The following is a 22,017-nucleotide window of genomic DNA, read 5'->3' on the forward strand; positions in this document are numbered from 1 at the left end:
ATGAGGAAGGCAATGAGTAAGACATGAGGAAGATCTGCATCCTGGGCAACTCGGTGGCCACGTCCCGGACCGAGAGCGAAGCACCGCTCGCGGGTTGGGGACAGTTCCTCGACGAGTTTCTGGTCGAGGGCAACGAGGTGCGCAATTATGCCCGTGATGCCATGACGTTGCGTGGCTACTTCACCCATCGCATGGCCGCGCTCCTCACCCTCCTCAACCCGGACGACGTGGTGCTCTTGGCTTACGGGCAGGTCGAGCAGCGCATCAATCAGCCCGACCGCTACCACGGCCCCCGCGAGTACAAGGAGTACCTGCGTCTGAGCATCGACGCGATCCGGGCCGAGGGAGCTGTTCCGGTGCTGGTCACCCCGGCGGCCCGCTGCATTTTCGACGATGCCGGTGACGTCCCCGACACGCACGGCGGATTCGTCCAGCTCACCCGGGAGATCTCCGCCGAGACCGGTGCGGCACTCATCGACATGGCCGCGTTCACCACGGCGATGCTCACGGAGCTCGGTGCGACGCGCGCCCGGCGGCTCTACCGGTGGCTGGACCCGGGCGAGCACCCGAACCATCCCGACGGCATCATTGACTCCACCCATTTCAACGAGACGGGCGCCCGTGCGGTGGCCCGCCGCTTGGCTGCCTCCCTGCTCGAGACTCCGGGCCTGCCCAACGACATCATCGACCCGGAACTGTTGACGCCCAGTGAACTCCCGCCGGTGCTGACCGAGTTCACGGTGAGCCACCCCGAGATGGCCCTCACCATGACGCCGACCCTTCTGGACATGCCGGTGTTCACCTCGCCCGCGCCGGGCCAGATCGTCGGCAACCAGCGCAAGCTGACCGGAAAGGCACCCGTCGGAACGGACTATGTCCTCTTCTTCGAGAAGGGCCGCTACCTCGGCGGCAGCGCGGTCGCGCCGACCGGTGCCTGGCAGTGGCGCCGGACCGTCCTGTGGCCCGCGGGCTCGCACAGTGTCGAGGTGCTCGCTGTCGTGGGAAACGCCGTCTCCCGGACCTCCATGCTGGAGTTCGAGGTCCTCGACCACTTGGAGCCGCCGGAGGTGTTGGGCCCGAAGCCCGACGCCTGGAGCGGCCCGCGCCCCCGCTTTTCCGGTAAGGCGTTCCCCGGCACCACCAAGGTCATGGTCCTCGAACAGGGCAGGATCATTGCCGAGACGACGGTCAAGAAGGACGGGACCTGGCAAGTCACCCATGCCCACGACTGGCGGCCGGGTACTTACACCGTCGAGTTCGTGGGGGTGTTCAGCGCCATCAACTCCGCGCCCGCGTCGCTGACCCTGCGCGTGCACGGTGTTCCCGAGGACAGCTGGCTGGCGACCTCGCTCGCTTCCCGCCACGCCTGCCCCGGTGACTCCGGCGCGTGCGAGCACTACCCGGCCATGCCGACCTGGTGAACCGGCCCCCGGCTCACGGGTGTTGAGAACGAGAGAGGGCCTCCGCGCACCGCGCGGAGGCCCTCTTCCCTTGTGCTACAAGGCCGTTACGCCGGAACCGACGCCACGCCCGCCTCCAGGAAGCGCTTCCCGTTCACGCGCTCCGAGACGCCCTCGCGGTCCAGGTACGGCGTGATGCCGCCCAGGTGGAAGGGCCAGCCCGCGCCGGTGATCAGGCAGAGGTCGATGTCCTGGGCCTCGGCGACGACGCCCTCGTCGAGCATGAGCCCGATCTCCTGGGCGACCGCGTCCAGGACCCGGTCCCGCACCTGCTCCTCGGTCAGGACGACGTCGCCCTGCTGGAGGAGAGCGGCGACCTCGGGGTCCAGCTCCGGCTTGCCGGAGTCGTAGACGTAGAAGCCGCGCTTGCCCGCCTTGACGACGGCCGCGAGGTTCGGGGAGACCGTGAAGCGGTCCGGGAAGGCCCGGTTGAGGGTCTCCGAGACGTGCAGACCGATCGCGGGGCCGACCAGCTCCAGGAGGACCAGCGGGGACATCGGCAGGCCGAGCGGCTCCACCGCCTTCTCCGCGACCTCGACCGGGGTGCCCTCGTCGATGACGTTCTGGATCTCGCCCATGAAGCGGGTCAGGATGCGGTTCACGACGAACGCCGGGGCGTCCTTGGTGAGGACCGCGGTCTTCTTCAGCTTCTTGGCGACGGCGAACGCCGTGGCCAGCGAGGCGTCGTCCGTCTTCTCGCCGCGGACGATCTCCAGGAGCGGGAGGACCGCGACCGGGTTGAAGAAGTGGAAGCCGACGACCCGCTCGGGGTTCTTCAGCTTCGACGCCATCTCCGACACGGAAAGGGACGAGGTGTTGGTCGCGAAGATCGCGTGCGCCGGGGCGACCGCCTCGACCTCCGCGAACACCTGCTGCTTGACACCGATCTCCTCGAACACGGCCTCGATGACGAAGTCCGCGTCGGAGAAGCCCTCCGCCTTGTCCAGGACACCGGAGACCAGGGCCTTCAGGCGGTTGGCCTTGTCCTGGTTGACGCGGCCCTTGAGCAGCAGCTTGTCGATCTCGGCGTGGACGTAGCCCACACCCTTGTCGACGCGCTCCTGGTCGATGTCCGTGAGGACGACCGGGACCTCGAGGCGGCGCAGGAAGAGCAGGGCCAGCTGCGAGGCCATCAGGCCCGCGCCGACGACGCCCACCTTGGTGACCGGACGCGCGAGGGACTTGTCCGGCGCGCCCGCCGGACGCTTGCCGCGCTTCTGGACCAGGTTGAAGGCGTAGATGCCCGAACGCAGTTCGCCACCCATGATCAGGTCGGCGAGCGCCACGTCCTCGGCGTCGTAGCCCTTCTGCAGGTCGCCGTCCTTGGCAGCGGCGATGATGTCCAGCGCGCGGTAGGCGGCCGGGGCGGCCCCGTGCACCTTGCTGTCGGCGATGGCACGGCCACGGGCGACGGCCTGGTCCCAGGCCTCGCCGCGGTCGATCGCCGGGCGCTCGACCGCGATCTCGCCCTTGAGGACGGCGGCCGTCCACAGCAGCGACTGCTCCAGGAAGTCCGCACCCTCGAAGAGCGCGTCGGCGATGCCGAGGTCGTAGACCTGGCCGCCCTTGAGCTGCTTGTTCTGGTTGAGCGAGTTCTCGATGATCACCGAGACGGCCTTGTCCGCGCCGATCAGGTTCGGCAGGATCGTGCAGCCGCCCCAGCCGGGGACCAGACCGAGGAAGACCTCGGGCAGCGAGAAGGCCGGCAGGGCCGCGGAGACGGTCCGGTAGGTGCAGTGCAGACCGACCTCGACGCCACCGCCCATTGCCGCGCCGTTGTAGTAGGCGAAGGTCGGGACCCCGAGGCCCGCGAGGCGCTTGAAGACCTCGTGGCCGCCCTTGCCGATGGCGAGCGCGTCCTCGTGGCGCTTGAGCAGCTCGACGCCCTTGAGGTCGGCGCCGACCGCGAAGATGAACGGCTTGCCGGTGACACCGACACCGACGATCTCGCCGGCCGCGGCCTCCTTCTCGACCTGGTCGATGGCGGTGTTCAGGTTCGCCAGCGACGCCGGGCCGAAGGTGGTCGGCTTGGTGTGGTCGAAGCCGTTGTCGAGGGTGATGAGCGCGAAGCGCCCGGCACCGAACGGCAGGTCGAGGTGGCGTACGTTCGCCGAGGTCACGACCTCGTCGGGGAACAGCTCGGCCGCTCCCTTGAGGAGTTCAGCGGTGCTCACTTGTCGCCTCCGGCGTCCTTGTGGTGCGGGTTCTCCCAGATCACCGTGGCGCCCATGCCGAAGCCGACGCACATGGTGGTGAGGCCGTAACGGACCTCCGGCTGCTCCTCGAACTGGCGGGCCAGCTGCGTCATCAGACGGACGCCGGAGGAGGCGAGGGGGTGGCCGTAGGCGATGGCGCCGCCGTACTGGTTGACGCGCGCGTCGTCGTCGGCGATGCCGTAGTGCTCCAGGAAGGCGAGCACCTGGACGGCGAAGGCCTCGTTGATCTCGAAGAGGTTGATGTCCTCGATCGACAGACCGGCCTGGGCGAGGGCCTTCTCGGTGGCCGGGATCGGGCCGTAGCCCATGACCTCCGGCTCGACGCCCGCGAAGGCGTACGAGACCAGGCGCATCTTGACCGGCAGGTTGTTCTCGCGGGCGAAGTCCTCGGACGCGATGATCGACGCGGTCGCACCGTCGTTCAGACCGGCCGCGTTTCCGGCGGTGACCCGGCCGTGCACACGGAACGGGGTCTTGAGGCCGGCCAGGTTCTCCAGCGTGGTGCCCGGACGCATCGGCTCGTCGGCGGTGACCAGGCCCCAGCCCGTCTCACCGGCGTCGGCGTTGGTGTTGCGCACCGAGATCGGCACCAGGTCCTGCTGGATCTTGCCGTTGGCGTACGCCTTCGCGGCCTTCTCCTGCGAGCGCACGGCGTACTCGTCGGCGCGCTGCTTGGTGATGGTCGGGTAGCGGTCGTGCAGGTTCTCGGCGGTCATGCCCATGAACAGGGCGGACTCGTCGACCAGCTTCTCGCTCACGAAGCGCGGGTTCGGGTCCACGCCCTCGCCCATGGGGTGACGGCCCATGTGCTCGACACCACCGGCGATGACGACGTCGTACGCGCCGAAGCCGATGGAGCCCGCGACGGAGGTGACGGCGGTCAGGGCGCCGGCGCACATGCGGTCGATGGAGTAGCCCGGGACCGACTGCGGCAGTCCGGCGAGGATGCCGGCCGTACGGCCCAGGGTCAGACCCTGGTCACCGATCTGCGTGGTCGCGGCGATGGCGACCTCGTCGATCTTCTTGGGGTCAAGACCGGGGTTGCGGCGCAGCAGCTCCCGGATGGCCTTCACGACGAGGTCGTCGGCGCGGGTCTCGTGGTAGATGCCCTTCGGGCCCGCCTTGCCGAACGGGGTGCGGACGCCGTCGACGAAGACGACGTCCCTGACGGTACGAGGCACGATGGCTCTCCTCCAGATGCGGGATGGCACTGCTGCGCGACACACGCCTGAGCGCGCGCTCAGCACCCATGCTACTTACGAGTAACCAACCTGCCCAGTCCCGCGCGCGGGAGCGGCGAAGGTCACATCCGGAAGGCCCCTGCGTTCCGGCCCGGCCGCTCGGGCGCGCGGACCCGGCGCCGGCCCGCCGCCCGGGGCCCGGCGGCGCCGGCGGTCGCGACGGACGGTCCGCTCCCGGCCGTCCGGCCTGCCGTGACGGTGTTCGACGCGGTCCGGACGCCCATGGGACCTCCCGCATCGGGGGTGGTCCAGGATCTTGGCGCGATCTCGCCGCTCGTTCGACGGGCCGGTTCCGTTTCGAGGACCCGTTCGGCGCAGAGCGGGCGGCGCGCCGGGCGCCGGAGCGCGCCGGGGCGGCGGCCGTGCGGGGCGCACGGAGGACGCCGGGCGCGGGGGGGGAGCCCCGGGCGTGGGGAGCCCCGGAGCGCGTCGGCCGCCCGGCGCGTGTCCCCGGAACATCCGGTGCGCGCCGAACACCCGGCACGCACACCGCGTACGGACCTGCGCCGGGCACGATCGTGCGCCGATGCCTCCAGCCCGGGTGCGGGAGACGTGCCGGGCACGGTCGTGCGTGGTGCACGCCGGTACGCCCGACCCGGGTGCACCGGTGCACCGGGTGCGGGAGACGTGTCGGGCATGGTCGTGCGTGGTGCGCGCCGGTGCGGCCGATCGGGTGCACCGGGCCGGAAGACGGGCCTGGCGTGGTCGCGCGAGGCGCACCGGTGCGTCACCCGGCGCGTGCGTCGCGTACCGGAGTGCGCCCGGTCGCGGTCGTGCGCCGGGCGCGCCGGTATGCGGGGGAGACCGCGGGGGACCGCCGCGACGGAGGGGCCCTGGTCCGCGTCGGACCGGGCCCGCCCGTGCGCCGCGCTCCTAGACGGCCTTCACGGACAGCGCGGTCACCAGTGCCGGGGTGACCAGTTCGACCTGCCAGGGCCGGGCCCCGCAGGCGGTCAGCGCCGCGCCCACGGACTCCGCGTCGGGTGTCTTCGGCGGCTCCCAGCACACGCGCCGCACGGTGTCCGGGGTGATCAGGTTCTCCTGCGGCATGTTCAGCCGCTCGGCCAGCGCCGACACGGCGGCCCGCGCGGCGGAGAGCCGGGCGGCCGCGGCCGGGTCCTTGTCGGCCCAGGCCCGCGGCGGGGGAGGCCCGGTCACCGGCTGTCCGGGCTGCGGCAGCTCGGTGTCCGGCAGCGCCTTCGCGCGGTCGACGGCGGCCTGCCACTGCTCCAGCTGGCGCCGGCCCATACGGTGCCCGAAGCCGTTCAGGGCGGCCAGGGCGTGCAGGTTGGCGGGCACGGCCAGGGCCGCTTCGACGATCGCCGCGTCCCCGAGCACCTTGCCCGGGGAGATGTCCCGGCGCTGCGCGATCCGGTCCCGGGTCTCCCACAGCTCCCGGACGACGGCCATCTGCCGGCGGCGGCGCACCTTGTGCATCCCGGACGTGCGCCGCCAGGGGTCCTTGCGCGGCGGCGCGGGCTCGGCCTGCGCGATGGCGTCGAACTCCTGCCGGGCCCAGTCCAGCTTGCCCTGCCGGTCGAGCTCCTTCTCCAGGGCGTCGCGCAGGTCGACCAGCAGCTCCACGTCGAGCGCGGCGTAGCGCAGCCAGGGCTCGGGCAGCGGGCGCGTGGACCAGTCGACGGCGGAGTGCCCCTTCTCCAGGACGAAGCCGAGGACGCTCTCGACCATGGCGCCGAGGCCCACCCGGGGGAACCCGGCCAGGCGTCCGGCCAGCTCGGTGTCGAAGAGGCTGGTGGGGATCATGCCTATCTCGCGGAGACAGGGCAGGTCCTGGGTGGCCGCGTGCAGGACCCATTCGGCCCCGGCGACGGCCTCGCCGAGACCGGACAGGTCGGGACAGGCGACGGGGTCGATGAGCGCGCTTCCCGCGCCCTCGCGGCGCAGCTGCACCAGATAGGCGCGCTGGCCGTACCGGTACCCGGACGCACGCTCGGCGTCGACGGCCACCGGACCGGATCCGGCGGCGAACGCGGCGATCACCTCGGCGAGCGAGGCGTCGTCGGCGATCACGGGCGGGATGCCGTCTCGGGGCTCGAGCAAAGGTGTCGGCGCCGGTTCGACGTCGTCCGGAGGGCCGCCTCCGGTGGTTCGCAGTGAGCTGTCTGCTGCGGTCTCTTGGGCGTCGGTCACCTGTCAAGGGTATCCGTGGATGGACGACGCCCGTCGACGGAACGTTCCGTCGACGGGCGTCGGATGGTCGTAAACCAGTCAGGTCAGCGCAAGGCCCGGTTCACTCGAGGAGCCGGCCGGGGAGCCGGGGTGGGGCGGGCGGGGGAGCCGGGGAGGGGTCAGTGGATGATTCCGGTCCGCAGGGCCACCGCGACCATTCCGGCGCGGTCGCCCGTGCCGAGCTTGCGGGCGATACGGGCGAGGTGGCTCTTGACGGTCAGCGCGGACAGGCCCATGGAGACGCCGATGGCCTTGTTCGACTGGCCCTCCGCGACCAGTCGCAGGACCTCGACCTCTCGTCCGGACAGCTCGCGGTAGCCGCCCGGGTGGCTCGGGGCACCCGGGGGGCGGCGGTGCATACGGGCGGCGGCCGAGCCGATGGGCGCGGCGCCCGGCCGGGTGGGGAGCCCGACGTTCGTACGGGTGCCGGTGACGACGTAGCCCTTGACGCCGCCCGCGAGGGCGTTGCGCACGGCACCGATGTCGTCGGCGGCGGAGAGGGCGAGGCCGTTGGGCCAGCCCGCGGCTCGGGTTTCGGAAAGGAGAGCCAGGCCGGAACCGTCCGGGAGGTGGACGTCGGCGACGCAGATGTCGCGCGGGTTGCCGATTCGGGGACGGGCCTCCGCGACGGACGACGCCTCGATGACGTCGCGCACTCCGAGCGCCCACAGATGGCGGGTGACGGTGGAACGGACCCGGGGGTCGGCCACGACCACCATCGCGGTCGGCTTGTTCGGGCGGTAGGCGACCAGGCTTGCGGGCTGCTCGAGGAGAACGGACACCAGGCCTCCTGGGTGCGGGACGGAACCGGCTCTGGGGGGCGAGCCAGGGCGAATCGTGCTTTCAAGGTCACAGACGTCTTCGGCACCAAACCCGTGGACCTTTAGGGAATGATCACGATGGGGTGAGTAACAATCCGCGCAATTCGGACGCGCGATCGATCATCGGAAGATCGAACCGAGTCGTTCCGCGTCGATACGCGGCCGAAAGTGGTCGTATCGACATTCGGCCGGTAAGGAAAAGGAAAGGGCGCGCGCGTCGGCGCGCGCCCTCGCGGGGGTCAGCGGGACTGTGGTCCCCGGCGCTGCGGCAGGGTGACCACCGAGGCGTCGCCCGGAGTCACCGGCGGCAGCCCGGCGACCTGGCACAGCAGATCGCACCAGCCGGCGAGGTGCGCGGCCGTGTCCGGTACGCCGCCGAGGCCCTCCCGGGGGGTCCAGGACGCGCGGATCTCGATCTGCGAGGCGGCCGGGCGCTCCGCGAGCCCGCCGAAGTAGTGCGAGCTCGCGCGTGTCACGGTGCCGCTCGGCTCGCCGTACGACAGACCGCGGGCCTGGAGCGCGCCGGTCAGCCACGACCAGCAGACCTCGGGCAGCAGCGGGTCGGCGGCCATCTCCGGCTCCAGCTCCGCGCGGACCAGGGTCACCAGACGGAAGGAGCCCTGCCAGGCGTCGTGCCCGTCCGGGTCGTGCAGCAGGACGAGGCGGCCGTCGGCCAGGTCCTCGTCGTCGGCGACGACCGCGGCCTCCAGCGCGTACGAGTACGGAGCCAGACGCTGCGGTGGCCGTGTCGGGTCGATCTCGATGTCCGGCCGCAGCCGGGCGGCCCGCAGCGCGTCGACGGCCGCCCGGAAGGGCAACGGGGCCGTCTCCGCCGCATTCCTGTCCCCCTCCTTCTTCCCCCTCGCGTCGTCCATTCCGCCAGCGCCGTCCGACAGTCGTCCCTGAGCCGCAGCCATGCCGGGAAGATTAAGGGGAACGGAGCCCGCGCGCAGGGAGAGACACCCGTGCGTGAGACCCCTGTCCGGATCACGCCGGGCGCACGCGGGCACGAGGGCGCGCGGTCCGGAGGGGCGGCGGGCACACCCGAACCGGGGACGGGGGCGTCCGCGAACCGTGGGAGACTTTCCGTCGTGAGCGCCAACCACAGCCCCGCCGGGCCCCAGCCGACAGCGACGTACGAGTCCGCCTTCCTCAAGGCGTGCAGGCGCGAGCCCGTGCCGCACACGCCCGTGTGGTTCATGCGGCAGGCCGGCCGCTCACTGCCCGAGTACCTCAAGGTGCGCGAGGGCATCCCCATGCTGGAGTCCTGCATGCGGCCCGAGCTGGTCGCCGAGATCACGCTCCAGCCGGTCCGCCGGCACCACGTGGACGCCGCGATCTACTTCAGCGACATCGTGGTCCCGCTGAAGGCCATCGGTGTCGACCTGGACATCAAGCCGGGCGTCGGCCCGGTCGTCCAGAACCCGATCCGCAGCCGTGCCGACCTGGCCCAGCTGCGCGATCTGACCCCCGAGGACGTCTGGTACGTCACCGAGGCGATCGGGCTCCTGACGGCCGAACTCGGCGAGACCCCCCTCATCGGTTTCGCGGGCGCGCCCTTCACCCTTGCGAGTTACCTCGTGGAGGGCGGTCCGTCCAAGAACCACGAGCACACCAAGGCGCTGATGTACAGCGACCCGCAGCTCTGGGCCGACCTGCTCGACCGTCTCGCCGAGATCACCTCCGACTTCCTGAAGGTGCAGATCGAGGCCGGCGCGAGCGCCGTCCAGCTCTTCGACTCCTGGGTCGGCGCCCTGGCCCCCGCCGACTACCGCCGCTCCGTGATGCCCGCCTCGTCGAAGGTCTTCGACGCCGTCGCCTCCTACGGCGTGCCGCGCATCCACTTCGGTGTCGGCACCGGCGAACTGCTCGGCCTCATGGGCGAGGCCGGCGCGGACGTCGTCGGCGTCGACTGGCGCGTGCCGCTCGACGAGGCCGCCCGCCGCGTCGGCCCCGGCAAGGCGCTCCAGGGCAACCTCGACCCCGCGGTCCTGTTCGCCTCCACCGAGGCCGTCGAGGCGAAGACCCGCGAGGTGCTCGACGCCGCTGCCGGTCTGGAGGGCCACGTCTTCAACCTCGGGCACGGCGTCATGCCGAGCATGGACCCGGACGCGCTGACCCGTCTGGTGGAGTACGTCCACACGCAGACGGCCCGCTAGGAGTCCAGGAGCCCTCCGCCCGTTCACCAGCCGTGCCGCGCCTGTCTGCCCCACAGCAGGCGGCGCGGTTCCGGTGGTGGCGGGGTGCCCGGACGCAGCGGCCAGGCCAGGAGCATGCCGGCCAGGAAGCCGACGACGTGCGCCGCGTACGCCACGGTGCCCGCGTCCGGCACGGCGGTGCCGGACGAGTACGCGGCCTGGAGCACGAACCAGAAGCCCAGCACGAGCCACGCGGGCAGCCGGAGCGGCAGGAACACCAGGAACGGGACGAGGACCCAGACCCTGGCCCTCGGGTACAGCACCAGATAGGCGCCGAGGACCCCGGCGATCGCCCCCGAGGCCCCGATCAGCGGGTCGGTCGAGTCCTCGTTCACCAGGGCGAAGCCGTACGCCGCCGCGAAACCGCAGGCCACGTAGAACAGCGTGAAGCGCACGTGGCCGAGCCGGTCCTCGATGTTGTTGCCGAAGATCAGCAGGAAGAGCATGTTGCCCAGCAGGTGCAGCCAACTGCCGTGCAGGAACATCGCCGTGAGCACCGACAGCGGCGGCGACTTGTCGTAGGCCGGCGGGCCCAGCACACAGCCCGACCCGTGCGGGCCGGTGCCGACCCCGCCGGTCGGCACCAGATGCGGCATCCGATGGTGGATCAGTTCCTGCGGCACGGCGGCGTAGTGGTCCATGAACGCGCGCAGATGACACAGCTGCGACAGGGCGCTGTCGCCCGCCACCGATCCGGCGAGACCGGGGGTGTAGAGGAAGACGAGTACGTTGGCGGCGATCAGCGCGTACGTCACATAGGGCGTGCGCCGCACCGGGTTCACGTCATGGACGGGAATGACCACGAGGAACTACTGCCCTCGAAGCGCGGGGTGAATCCGCGCCGCGCGGTGCCCGGCCGGGCACCCGGCCGGCCCGGCCGCCGGAGCGGTTCCCGCCGGACGCACTGAACACATGTGCCCCCGGAGCCGTATCTCTTCTCAGCCCCCCGCGCCGCGCCCACGACGCGACGGGGCACGACGACGCGACGACGTGAAGACGTGAGGACACAGGCCATGAGCGACCGAGTTACTCCTCCGACGATGCACGCCCTGCCCGACGGCGAGGCGGAGATCGCCCTGGTGCTGCACCTCCCCTGGGAGGACGTCGCCGCGCTCGGCCAGGAGGCCGGACGGCTCGCGGCCCGGCTGCAGCGGCCCGTGACCCTGGACGAGGCCGTCAGCCACCGCCTGCGCTCCTCCCGGCCGGCGGCGCACGCCAAGCCGGCGCAGACCCCGCCCGCGGTCACCGCCGCCGGCTCGGTCTCCTCGCTGCCGCCCCGCCCGCCGGCGGAGCAGGCCCGCCAGGCGATAGACCGGATCAACGGAACGGCCGGGAACGAGTCCGCCTAGCCGCCACCCGGGCGCCGGAACGGAGTCGGCGGTCCCGCCGGGGCCGTCACCGGGGCGCTTGCCGTACCTTCGCCACCGCCTTGCGGGCCGCCACCAGGACCGGGTCCCAGACGGGGGAGAAGGGCGGCGCGTAGCCGAGGTCCAGCATCGTCATCTGTTCCACCGTCATGCCCGCGGTCAGCGCCACCGCCGCGATGTCCACGCGCTTCGCCGCGCCCTCCCGGCCGACGATCTGCACGCCGAGCAGCCGTCCCGTGCGGTGTTCCGCGAGCATCTTCACCGTCATGAGGGCGGCGTTCGGGTAGTAGCCCGCGCGGCTCGTCGACTCGATGGTGACGGTCTCGAACTTCAGGCCCGCCCGGCGCGCGTCCTTCTCCCGCAGTCCGGTGCGGGCGATCTCCAGATCGCAGACCTTGCTCACCGCCGTGCCGACGACCCCGGGGAACGTGGCGTACCCGCCGGCCACGTTGGAGCCGATCACCTGGCCGTGCTTGTTCGCGTGGGTGCCCAGGGCGATGTGCCGCTCGCGCCCCGAGACCAGGTCGAGCACCTCGACGCAGTCGCCGCCCGCCCAGATGTCCTCGTGCCCGCGCACCCGCATCGACAGGTCGGTGAGCAGCCCGCCGTACTCGCCGAGCGGCAGTCCGGCCGCGCGGGCGAGCGACGTCTCGGGGCGGACGCCGATGCCGAGCACCACCACGTCCGCCGGGTACGTGGCGTCCTCGGTGACGACCGCGCGGACCCGGCCGTCGTCACCGGTGAGGAACCCGGTGACCTCGGTGTCGCCGACCATGGTGATCCCGAGGCCCTCCATGGCGGTGTGCACGAGGCGGCCCATGTCCGGGTCGAGCGTGGCCATGGGCTCCCGGCCCCGGTTGACGACGGTCACCTCGTACCCGCGGTTGATGAGCGCCTCGGCCATCTCCACGCCGATGTAGCCCGCGCCGACGACCACCGCGCGGCGGCCCTCCGTCCTCGCGAGCGAGTCCAGCAGGGCCTGCCCGTCGTCCAGGGTCTGCACGCCGTGCACGCCCGGCGCGTCGACGCCCGGCAGCTCGGGACGGACCGGTCGCGCGCCGGTCGCGACGACGAGCCTGTCGTACGACGTCCACGCCTCGGCCCCGGTCTCGAGGTCCCGGGAGCGCACCCGGGCGCCGGCGACGTCGATCTCGGTGACCTCCGTACGCATCCGCAGGTCGATGGAGCGCTTCCGGTGCTCCTCGGGCGTCCGCGCGATCAGCCGGTCCCGGTCGGGGACGTCGCCGCCCACCCAGTACGGGATGCCGCACGCCGAGTACGAGGTGAAGTGGCCCCGCTCGAACGCCACGATCTCCAGCTCGTCCGGACCGCGCAGCCGGCGCGCCTGTGACGCGGCGGACATGCCCGCCGCGTCACCGCCGATCACGACCAGTCGTTCCCGGGCGCCGCGTCCACCGCCCGCCCCGTCCGTCCCACTCGTACCGCTGACGTCGATCGCGCCGCTCCGGCCACTCATGCTCATACGAACACGCTACGGGGGAACGGCACTTCAGTCCTCCCCGCCGCCCTCCGGAGCGGCGCCCGCGGCCGGTTCCGAAGCCGTGCGCGAGGCCGGAACCGGGGCCGGAACCGGGGCCGGCGCGGGAGACGGGCCGGAGGCCACCGCCGGGGCCGGGCGGCGGCGCAGCCGCGGGCTCACCCCGCGCGTCCACACCAGGGCGATCAGACCCAGGACCGCCGCGAAGGGCAGCACCGCCCCGATGGCCAGGGCCAGCCAGCGCACCACGGTGACCAGCACGTCCCAGCCGCCCGAGAGCGCGTCCAGGAAGCCGGGGTCCGACTCCTTCTTCTCGGCCTTCTTCACCGGGGTCTCGGACAGCGTGAGCGTGATCGTGGCCAGGCTCGTACGGTCCTTCAGCGACGCCTGCTGGGCGAGCAGCGCCTCCAGGTCGGACTGACGGCTGCTCAACTCCCCTTCCAGCGCCACCACGTCACTGAGCCTGGTCGCCTTGTCCATCAGTTCGCGGACCCGGGCCACGCTGGCGCGCTGCGACCTGACGCGGCTCTCCACGTCCACGACCTGATCGGTGACGTCCTCGGCCTTGGCCGTCCGCTCGACGACCTTGCCCGCGCCCTCCAGACCGGTGAGCACCTCGTCGTACCGCTCGGAGGGCACCCGCAGGACGACCCGCGTGCGCTCGTGGTCGTGCCCGTCACGGGTGGTGGTCTCGTCGCCGACGTAGCCGCCGGCGTTCTCGGCCGCCGTGCGGGCGTCGTCCAGCGCTCCGGGAACGTCCTTGACCACGACGGTCAGGGAGGCGGTGCGGATGATGCTGTTCACGGTCGCCTTGGGCGGGGCGGCCTTCTTGCTGCCGTTCGAGCCGGCGCTTCCCGCCGCCCCCGAGTCCGCCCGCTCCGCGGGGGCGGCGTTCGCGTCCCCGGCGCTCCGTGCGACCGACTTGTCGCTCGCGGTCCCCGAGTCGGAGGCGGCGCCGCACCCGGCCAGCGCGAGCGAGGCGACGAGGAGCGTCCCCGCCACGACCCGGGTGGCGCGGACGGCGCGCACCGGTGCCGTGGGCGGGACGGAGGAGACGGACGGTACAGGTGACGCGGACGCGGCCGGCCGGACGGGTGCCGTGGGCCGGAGCGGACGTCCGGAACTGTGTGTGTGCATGCGGGCCTACCCCCAGGACGGTGACGACTGACGCTCCTTCGACGCCGGACAGGCGCGGGACGTTGGCGGACTCCGGTTCCGATGCGGTCACGGTCGGGACTCGAAGGGGCCGCATGGCCCTGGTGGGAGGGCCGGTCGGGTCTGAGAGGGTGGGGCCATGAGCGCATCGGGTACGGAGATCGGGCACGTCGTCGTCATCGGGGCCGGCATCGCCGGGCTGGCCGCCGCGCACCGATTGCTCGGGCGCGGCACACGCGTGACCGTCGTCGAGGCCTCCGACCGCGTCGGCGGCAAGCTGCTTGCCGGGGAGATCGCGGGCGTCCGGGTCGACCTGGGCGCCGAGTCCATGCTGGCGCGCCGCCCGGAGGCGCTGGACCTGGCACGCGAGGTGGGCCTGGCCGACAGCCTGCGGCCGCCGGCCACCGCCACGGCCTCGATCTGGACCCGGGGTGCGCTGCGCCCGATGCCCAAGGGGCACGTGATGGGCGTACCGGGCACCGCCGCCGCCCTGGCCGGTGTCCTGTCGGACGAGGGCCTCGCCCGCATCGAGCGCGACGCCGAGCTGCCCCGCACCGAGGTCGGCGACGACGTGGCCGTCGGGGAGTACGTGGCGGCCCGTCTCGGCCGCGAGGTCGTCGACCGCCTGGTCGAGCCGCTCCTGGGCGGCGTCTACGCGGGCGACGCGTACCGCATCTCGATGCGCTCCGCCGTCCCGCAGCTCTACCAGGCCGCGCGGACCCACGACTCGCTGACGGAGGCGGTCCGGGAGATCCAGGCCAAGGCGGCCGCGAGCGGGCAGACCGGGCCGGTCTTCATGGGCGTCGAGGGCGGCGTGGGCCGGCTGCCGCTCGCCGTGGCGCGTTCGGTCGCGGCCCGCGGCGGCGAGATCCTGACCGGGACACCGGTGACGGAACTGCGCCGGACGGCACCGACGGGCTGGCAGGTGGTCGCCGGTGAGCGCGTCCTGCACGCCGACGCGGTGGTCGTCGCCGTCCCCGCGCCGGCCGCGGCCGCGCTGCTGGGCGCCGAGTCGCCCGCGGCCGCCGCCGAACTGCGCGCGGTCGAGTACGCCTCCATGGCGCTGGTCACCCTCGCCTACCGCCGTACCGGTCTCTCCCTCCCCGAGGGCAGCGGCTTCCTGGTGCCTCCGGTGGACGGCCGCACGATCAAGGCGTCGACCTTCGCCTCCCGCAAATGGGGCTGGATCGCCGACGAGGACCCGGACGTGCTGGTGCTGCGCACCTCCGTGGGACGGTACGGCGAGACGGAGATCCTGGAGCGGGAGGACACCCACCTCGTCGACGTCTCCCGGCACGACCTGCGCGAGGCCACCGGCCTGGACGCCGAGCCGCTCCAGACCCGTGTCACCCGTTGGGACGACGGCCTGCCGCAGTACCCGGTCGGCCACCACGCGCGCGTGGCCCGCATCCGTGACGAGGTCGCCAAGCTGCCGGGCCTCGCGGTGTGCGGCGCGCAGTACGACGGCGTCGGCATCCCGGCCTGCATCGCGAGCGCGTACGCCGCGGTGGACCAGCTGGGCGGTGACGCGCGCGGTGTGCAGGAGCTCACCGCCAACCCGGTGCAGAGTCTGCACGGCGGAGCAGGAGAATAGGAACCATGAGTGACGACGCCCCCACCACCGAATCCGGCAGGGTCCCGAACAAGGGCAAGCTGGCCAAGGACCTGAACGAGGTCATCCGCTACACGCTGTGGTCGGTCTTCAAGCTGAAGGACGGGCTCCCCGAGGACCGCGCCGGTTACGCCGACGAGGTCCAGGAGCTGTTCGACCAGCTCGCCGCGAAGGACGTCACCGTCCGCGGCACCTACGACCTGTCGGGGCTGCGCGCCGACGCCGACGTGATGATCTGGTGGCACGCCGAGAGCAGCGACCAGCTCCAGGAGGCGTACAACCTCTTCCGGCGCACCCGCCTGGGCCGCGCCCTGGAGCCGGTCTGGTCGAACATGGCGCTGCACCGGCCCGCCGAGTTCAACCGCTCGCACATCCCGGCGTTCCTCGCCGACGAGACGCCGCGCGACTACGTCAGCGTCTACCCCTTCGTGCGCTCCTACGACTGGTACCTGCTGCCCGACGAGGACCGCCGCCGGATGCTCGCCGACCACGGCAAGATGGCCCGCGGCTACCCCGACGTCCGCGCGAATACGGTCGCCTCGTTCTCGCTCGGCGACTACGAGTGGATCCTCGCCTTCGAGGCCGACGAGCTCCACCGCATCGTCGACCTCATGCGTCACCTGCGCGCGTCCGAGGCCCGGATGCACGTCCGCGAAGAGGTCCCGTTCTACACCGGCCGCCGCAAGGACGTCGCCGACCTGGTCGCGGGTCTCGCCTGACCCTCCCGGCACGAAGGAGGCGGGCGCCCCCGAGGGGACGCCCGCCTTCGGTCTTCCGGGATCCCCGTCAGGGCGCCCGCCGTACCGGCTTCGCGGCCCCGGGGCGCTTCGGGGACCCCGTGCCCCTGGCGCCCTTCGCGCCCCGGGTACGGCTGTCGGACGCCTGCGGCACCGGCTCGCGGTGCGGTGCGCACGCCGCGCTCCGCACCGGGAGCCGGCCCTCCAGCAGATAGGCGTCCAGATAGCCGTTGACGCACTTGTTGGGGCCGTTCGCGATCCCGTGCGCGCCGGCGCCCTTCTCGGTCACCAGCACCGCGCCCGACAGCCGTCGCTGCAGCTCCACGGCCCCCTCGTAGGGAGTCGCCGCGTCCCGCTCGGCGGCGAGGATCAGCGTCGGCGGCAGCTTCCCGGGCGCCGTCCGCACGTCGAGCGGCTTCTGCCGGGGCGCGGACCAGTACGCGCACGGCAGGTTCATCCACACGTTGTCCCAGGTCTCGAACGGGGCGAGGCGCGCGAGACGGGTGTTGTCGCGGTCCCAGGTGCGCCAGTCGGTCGGCCAGGGCGCGTCGTTGCACTCCACGGCCGTATAGACGGCGTTGGCGTTCTCCTGCTCGGCGGCCGCCTCCGGATGCGGTCCCGCCACCTGGATCAGCGGTTTCGGGTCACCCTTCAGATAGGCCGACAGCGCCAGCGCGCGCTGCGGCCAGTAGTCGTCGTAGTACCCGGCCTGCAGGAACGTGCTCTGCAGCTGGGCGGGCCCCACCTTGCCGCCCGCGGGCGAGGCGGCGAGCCTCGCCCGCGCCTTCTCGTAGGAGCGCCGCACCTCCTCGGGGGTGCGGCCGAGCCCGTACACCTTGTCGTGCCGGGCCATCCACGCGCGGAAGTCCGCCCAGCGGATCTCGAACGCGGCCGACTGGTCGAGGTTGCTCCGGTACCAGATCTTCTCGGGGGCGGGGTTCACCGCCGAGTCGAGGACCATCCGGCGTACGTGCGAGGGGAACAGCGTCGCGTACAGGGAGCCGAAGTACGTCCCGTACGAGGCGCCCATGAACGTCAGCCTCCGCTCACCGAGCGCGGCGCGCAGCACGTCCAGGTCACGGGCGTTGTTCAGCGAGGTGTAATGGCGCAGGGCGGAGCCCGAACGCCGGGCGCAGCCGCGGGCGTACGCCTTCGCCTCCGCGATCCGTGCCTTCTTGAACGACTCCGAGGGGACCGTCGGGGCCTGGAGGAGCGGCTTCGGCGGGTGCTTCGGGTCCCGGCAGGACAGCGGCGCCGACCGGCCGACCCCTCGCGGGGCGTAGCCGACGAGGTCGTACGCGGCTCCGATCCGCTTCCACTGCGGCAGGACGCCGATCAGCGGGAAGTACATGCCGGAGGCGCCGGGGCCGCCGGGGTTGTAGACGAGGGCGCCTTGGCGCGGCACCTTGTGCTTCGCGTTGTGCGGGTCCTTGCCGGTCGCCCTGACGCGGCTGACGGTCAGTCTGATCCGCTTGCCGTCGGGGAGGGCGTAGTCGAGGGGCACCGTGACCGTGCCGCACCGGAGACTGGAGGGCAGGTGCTCCTCCTTGGGGCACTTGCCGAAGCGGATGCCGGTGGCGGCGGCGCGCTCGGCGGCGACGGCGGCGCCGCGCGTCTCGGCGGATCCGGCCGGGCCCGGCGAGGCCGGCGCGCCGCCCGCCGGGGCGGCGACGAGGCCGGTCAGGAGCAAGGACCCTGCGGTTCCGTGGAGGACGGCAGCTCTCATCGCGAATCCCTTCAGCGCGTGGCAGCGACAGAAGGATGCTTCGTTCGGCGGCGGGCGAAGTAAAGCACCGCCTGCCGGTGTCGGCGCCAATGACCCCGATGCGCCCCCCGGGGGCGCCCTCAGCCCCCCTGCCGTCAGGCGGTGTCGCGGTCCCGGTGCGCCAGGGCCGCCCGCAGTTCCGGCTCGCCGATCGCGCGGATGCCGCGTACGGCGACGGACGCGAGGTACGTACGGTCGTCACCGGAGGCGTCGGAGTGCCGGGCCAGGGTGCCCAGCAGTCGCTGCCCGGCGGGGGAGGCCCAGCGGGTGCAGGGGTGCACCTCGATCCGGGCTATGGCGAGACAGCTCACCGTCAGGATGAGCGGGAGCAGGAACCAGACGGCCACCGGGACGTCGCTGCCCGGGGTCTGACCCGGCAGCAGCAGGGCCGCGGCGCCCAGTACGAGGACCGCGGCCGCGGCGGCCCGGACCTGGCGGACGGCCTCCGCGACCGTGACGCGGCCCCCGTCGGGGACGGCGAGACCGGCCGCGACCAGGCGGTCGGCGAGACGGCGTACCGAGTCGGCGGCGGCGGTGGCCGTCCGCAGCGGCGCTATCCGGGACTGGCCCTCGGGACCGATGGCTCCGATGACCGAACGCTCCATGTCGTCGCGTCCGTGCGGGTCGACGACCGTGGCCCAGCCGGTGTGCGCGAGCAGCAGACGGCGCTGACGGGCCATCGACACCAGGGTCAGGTCGGCCACCCGGGCCGGGCCGCCGGACAGGAACGCGGCCTCGTACAGCGTGAGATCGTGCCCGCGCGCGGCGTCGGCGTCGAGCGACGCGGCGTGGACCGCGGCCAGACACAGCCGGGTGCAGGAGACACCGGCCGCCACCCAGGCCAGGAGCAGGAGAAGGACCCAGAACATGGCGTTTTTCTATGCGATGGCCCGGGCGGGCGCCATGCTCCATTCACTATGTGGGACGCAGCCGTTGCCGGTGTGTGATGTTCCGTTTCTGGGCGGTGCGGAGCGGCGGCGCCGGGGCTGTGCGCGGTGCGCGGGCGCGTCCCGGGAACCCGAGGGCGGGCCGGGCGGTTCGGGGAGTCGGCGGGCCGCGGTGGTCGCGGTGGTCACGTCGACGGGCGCCCGCCCGGCGCGTCCGCTCAGCGGCGCAGCAGCGCCTTGCGGGTGGCACGGGCCAGCCGGGCCACGGGACGCCCCGAGAGCGGGGCCGGACCCGATCGCTCCAGCCACCACTCGCGCAGCCGCCGCGTCCCGGCGCCCTCCGCGAGTCCCGTGAGCAGGAGGTGTTCGGCGAAGTCCAGGGCGTCGCGGCGGTAGCCGCCGGTCATCGGGTGCCGCTGCGCGTACGCGAGGAACGCCGGCCGGTAGCCGTCGGCCAGGATCTCCGGCAGTTCCGGGGCCACCTTCGCCACGACGTCGGCCCGTTTGGCGGCGAGGGCGCGCGCCTGCACCCCGAGCCGGACGCGGTCGAAGCCCTCGGGGACGGGGGTCCCGGCGACGAGCGCGGACAACAGGGCGGCCTGCGCCAGCGCCACCCGCTGGCGAGGGGCGTCCTCTCCGGCGCCCGGGTCCGTGCCGGGCCCGGGCGAGTCCGTGCCGGGCGCCTCGCCGGGCGCGGTCCCGGTGCCGCCCGGTGTCCGGGCCGCCGGTGCGTCGGCCGGGGGAGCCGCGGCGGAGGCGACCCGGCGGCCGGCCAGGGTCGCGGTGTTCCGTCCGGTCGCCGGGGCCGTGGTCCCCGCCTTCTCCAGGGTCTCCCGGATCGCGGCCAGTTCCCGTTCCAGTTCGGCCGGTTCGGGGAAGTTCTCGTCCCGTTCGAGGAGGACCCCCGGCGGGGTCACCCGGGACGCGAGGTCGGCGAGGATGTCGAGCACGGGCCGCGCGACGGGGTGGGCGTGGCTGTCGTGCCACACGCCGTCCCGCTCGAACCCCCCGGCGACGTGGACGTAGGCGATGGCCTCGACGGGCAGTTCGTCGAGCGCCCTGGCGGGGTCCTCCCCGCGGTTGACGTGGTTGGTGTGGAGGTTGGCCACGTCGATCAGCAGCCGGACGCCGGTGCGGTCGGCCAGGTCGTAGAGGAACTGTCCCTCGGTCATCTCCTCGCCGGGCCAGGAGATCAGCGCGGCGATGTTCTCCACGGCGAGGGGGACGGGCAGCGCGGCCTGCGCCGCGCGGACGTTCTCGCACAGGACGCGCAGCGCGTCCCGGGTGCGCGGAACGGGCAGCAGGTGTCCGGCCTCCAGCGGCGGTGACGCGGTGAGCGGGCCGCCCGCCCGCACGAACGCGATGTGTTCCGTGACGAGCGGGGACCCCAGCGCCTCGGCGCGTTCGGCGAGTGCCGTCAGCCGTGCCTCGTCGGGCCGGTCGGCGCCGCCGAGGCCCAGGGAGACTCCGTGCGGCACCACCGTGACACCCCGCTCGCGCAGCCGCAGCAGCGACTCGGGGAGATGGCCGGGGCACACGTTCTCCGCGACCGTCTCGACCCAGTCGACGCCGGGCATGTTCTCCACGGCCTCGGCGATCTCCGGCCGCCACCCGATTCCCGTGCCCAGCCGCATCGGTTCCCCCATGTCCCCTCCTCCGTCACGGCCCCGGCCGCGCCTGCCCGTGCGTCGCTCCCCACGACGGCCGGCACCCCGGCGTGACCAGGTCATGGCCCCGGGAAACGGGAGCGAACCCACCGGGGCGGACGTTCAGAGCAACATTTGAGGTTCGGCGCGGGACGGTCCGGCCCGACGGCCTCCCGCGCCGGACACGACCGCGGCCGTCCCCGCCGATCGGCCATTTCACGCCACCTCGCCGGACCGGGGGCGCAAGTTGGCCCAAAAGCCCTCTCACGTCCCCCGTTCGGGGCTGGCAACGCCAACTTCCGTTTCCCTAGGATGTATTGCCGGTCGGGCCGGTCAGGCCGACCGACAGGGATCTGGGGGAACGATGCAGCCTGGCGAACAGCTGTCCACGTCGATCGACGCCACGGTGCCCACGGCCGCGCGCATGTACGACCACTACCTCGGCGGCAAGGACAACTACGCCGCCGACCGGGCGGCCTGCGAAGAGCTGGACAAGGTCGTGCCCAGTACGCGCGCGCTCGCGCTGAACAACCGGCGTTTCCTCCAGCGGGTGGTCCGGACGCTCGCGGACGGATACGGGATCAGGCAGTTCCTCGATCACGGATCCGGCCTGCCCACCCAGAACAACGTGCACCAGGTCGCCCAGAGGGTCGACGAGACCTGCCGGGTGGTCTACGTCGACAGCGACCCGATGGTGCTGGTGCACGGCCGGGCCCTGCTGGACCAGAACGAGCGGACCGCCGTCATACACGCCGATCTGCGGCGCACGGAGGAGATCTTCTCCCACCCCGACACCCGGCGGCTGATCGACCTCTCGCAGCCGGTGGCCGTGCTGTTCAACTCGGTGTTCCACTGCATCCCGGACAGCGAGACCGACGGTCCCCTCCCGGTGATCCGCCGTGTCGCCGAACGGCTGGCTCCCGGCAGCTTCATGGTGATGTGCCAGCTGGTCAGCGAGGACGCCGGGGTCCGCGACTTCGTCACCGGCTTCATGGACACGGCGACCCAGGGGCACTGGGGCCGGGTGCGCCAGGAGAAGGACGTGGAGGAGTTCTTCGACGGCATGGACGTCCTCGAACCCGGGCTGGTCGAGGTGTCCACCTGGCGCCCGGACACCGACGTCGTGCCGCGCCAGCTCACACAGGAGTGGATCGAGTTCGGCGGGGTCGCCCGGATCCGCTAGGGCCGTGGCAGGCGAACACCGTCCGCCGGGACGCCGGGATC

17 protein-coding genes are annotated in these 22,017 nt (G+C 72.7%); 6 read left to right on the forward strand and 11 right to left on the reverse strand.

What is annotated here, in order from left to right; translation table 11 throughout:
- The first annotated feature begins 23 nt into the window (after nt 1-23).
- Nucleotides 24-1,421 (forward strand): Ig-like domain-containing protein, encoded by a 1,398-nt coding sequence (locus ACICHK_RS30195; RefSeq protein WP_406839322.1) that lies wholly within the window; start codon nt 24-26, stop codon nt 1,419-1,421.
- An 86-nt stretch (nt 1,422-1,507) separates the two neighbouring features.
- Here the strand turns inward: ACICHK_RS30195 and ACICHK_RS30200 are convergent, their stop codons facing one another.
- From ACICHK_RS30200 to ACICHK_RS30220, 5 genes are all read right to left on the reverse strand, one after another.
- Complete coding sequence (locus ACICHK_RS30200) at nt 1,508-3,634, reverse strand: 3-hydroxyacyl-CoA dehydrogenase NAD-binding domain-containing protein (protein WP_406839323.1); 2,127 nt, start codon at nt 3,632-3,634, stop codon at nt 1,508-1,510.
- On the reverse strand, nt 3,631-4,857 hold the full coding sequence (locus ACICHK_RS30205) for an acetyl-CoA C-acyltransferase (RefSeq protein WP_151468609.1): 1,227 nt from the start codon (nt 4,855-4,857) through the stop codon (nt 3,631-3,633). Before ACICHK_RS30205 ends, ACICHK_RS30200 begins: the two co-directional genes overlap by 4 nt.
- Before the next feature lie 933 nt (nt 4,858-5,790).
- Nucleotides 5,791-7,068, reverse strand: coding sequence for a ribonuclease D (locus tag ACICHK_RS30210; RefSeq protein ID WP_151468608.1), 1,278 nt, complete (start codon nt 7,066-7,068; stop codon nt 5,791-5,793).
- A gap of 158 nt (nt 7,069-7,226) precedes the next feature.
- Entirely contained in the window at nt 7,227-7,889 is a 663-nt protein-coding gene (locus ACICHK_RS30215; RefSeq protein WP_103548112.1) for a response regulator transcription factor, read from the reverse strand.
- A gap of 278 nt (nt 7,890-8,167) precedes the next feature.
- Entirely contained in the window at nt 8,168-8,845 is a 678-nt protein-coding gene (locus tag ACICHK_RS30220; protein WP_151468607.1) for a DUF3000 domain-containing protein, read from the reverse strand.
- Between the two features lie 174 nt (nt 8,846-9,019).
- On the opposite strand from ACICHK_RS30220, the gene hemE reads away from it, so the two are divergent.
- Complete coding sequence (gene hemE / locus ACICHK_RS30225) at nt 9,020-10,087, forward strand: uroporphyrinogen decarboxylase (RefSeq protein WP_151468606.1); 1,068 nt, start codon at nt 9,020-9,022, stop codon at nt 10,085-10,087.
- 23 nt (nt 10,088-10,110) lie between these two features.
- Here hemE and ACICHK_RS30230 read toward each other — a convergent pair whose 3' ends face one another.
- Nucleotides 10,111-10,929, reverse strand: coding sequence for a rhomboid family intramembrane serine protease (locus ACICHK_RS30230; protein ID WP_406839324.1), 819 nt, complete (start codon nt 10,927-10,929; stop codon nt 10,111-10,113).
- 210 nt (nt 10,930-11,139) lie between these two features.
- Here ACICHK_RS30230 and ACICHK_RS30235 point away from each other — a divergent pair, with 210 nt between their 5' ends.
- On the forward strand, nt 11,140-11,475 hold the full coding sequence (locus ACICHK_RS30235; protein ID WP_406839325.1) for a hypothetical protein: 336 nt from the start codon (nt 11,140-11,142) through the stop codon (nt 11,473-11,475).
- A 46-nt stretch (nt 11,476-11,521) separates the two neighbouring features.
- Here the strand turns inward: ACICHK_RS30235 and ACICHK_RS30240 are convergent, their stop codons facing one another.
- A complete protein-coding gene (locus ACICHK_RS30240) occupies nt 11,522-12,970 on the reverse strand; it encodes an FAD-dependent oxidoreductase (RefSeq protein WP_406841355.1) in 1,449 nt (482 codons plus the stop codon).
- 33 nt (nt 12,971-13,003) lie between these two features.
- The gene (locus ACICHK_RS30245) at nt 13,004-14,128 is read right to left on the reverse strand and encodes a DUF4349 domain-containing protein (protein WP_406839326.1); all 1,125 of its coding nucleotides are present in this window, start codon (nt 14,126-14,128) and stop codon (nt 13,004-13,006) included.
- Nucleotides 14,129-14,285: 157 nt separating this feature from the next.
- Here ACICHK_RS30245 and hemG point away from each other — a divergent pair, with 157 nt between their 5' ends.
- Both hemG and hemQ read left to right on the forward strand, forming a co-directional pair.
- Nucleotides 14,286-15,740 carry a protoporphyrinogen oxidase gene (hemG, locus tag ACICHK_RS30250; RefSeq protein ID WP_406839327.1) on the forward strand — a complete coding sequence of 485 codons (1,455 nt, stop codon included), beginning with the start codon at nt 14,286-14,288 and terminating at the stop codon, nt 15,738-15,740.
- A 5-nt stretch (nt 15,741-15,745) separates the two neighbouring features.
- A complete protein-coding gene (gene hemQ / locus ACICHK_RS30255) occupies nt 15,746-16,477 on the forward strand; it encodes a hydrogen peroxide-dependent heme synthase (protein WP_406839328.1) in 732 nt (243 codons plus the stop codon).
- 67 nt (nt 16,478-16,544) lie between these two features.
- Here hemQ and ACICHK_RS30260 read toward each other — a convergent pair whose 3' ends face one another.
- From ACICHK_RS30260 to ACICHK_RS30270, 3 genes are all read right to left on the reverse strand, one after another.
- Nucleotides 16,545-18,221: an alpha/beta hydrolase gene (locus tag ACICHK_RS30260; RefSeq protein ID WP_406839329.1), complete on the reverse strand. Its 1,677-nt coding sequence runs from the start codon at nt 18,219-18,221 to the stop codon at nt 16,545-16,547.
- Between the two features lie 134 nt (nt 18,222-18,355).
- On the reverse strand, nt 18,356-19,129 hold the full coding sequence (locus ACICHK_RS30265; protein WP_406839330.1) for a TIGR04222 domain-containing membrane protein: 774 nt from the start codon (nt 19,127-19,129) through the stop codon (nt 18,356-18,358).
- 236 nt (nt 19,130-19,365) lie between these two features.
- A complete protein-coding gene (locus ACICHK_RS30270) occupies nt 19,366-20,781 on the reverse strand; it encodes a DUF692 domain-containing protein (protein WP_406841356.1) in 1,416 nt (471 codons plus the stop codon).
- A 376-nt stretch (nt 20,782-21,157) separates the two neighbouring features.
- On the opposite strand from ACICHK_RS30270, the gene ACICHK_RS30275 reads away from it, so the two are divergent.
- A complete protein-coding gene (locus ACICHK_RS30275) occupies nt 21,158-21,976 on the forward strand; it encodes an SAM-dependent methyltransferase (protein ID WP_406839331.1) in 819 nt (272 codons plus the stop codon).
- Nucleotides 21,977-22,017 lie beyond the last annotated feature (41 nt).

The sequence above is a fragment of the Streptomyces sp. AHU1 genome (genome assembly GCF_045343905.1).
Classification (GTDB): Bacteria; Actinomycetota; Actinomycetes; order Streptomycetales; family Streptomycetaceae; genus Streptomyces; species Streptomyces triticiradicis.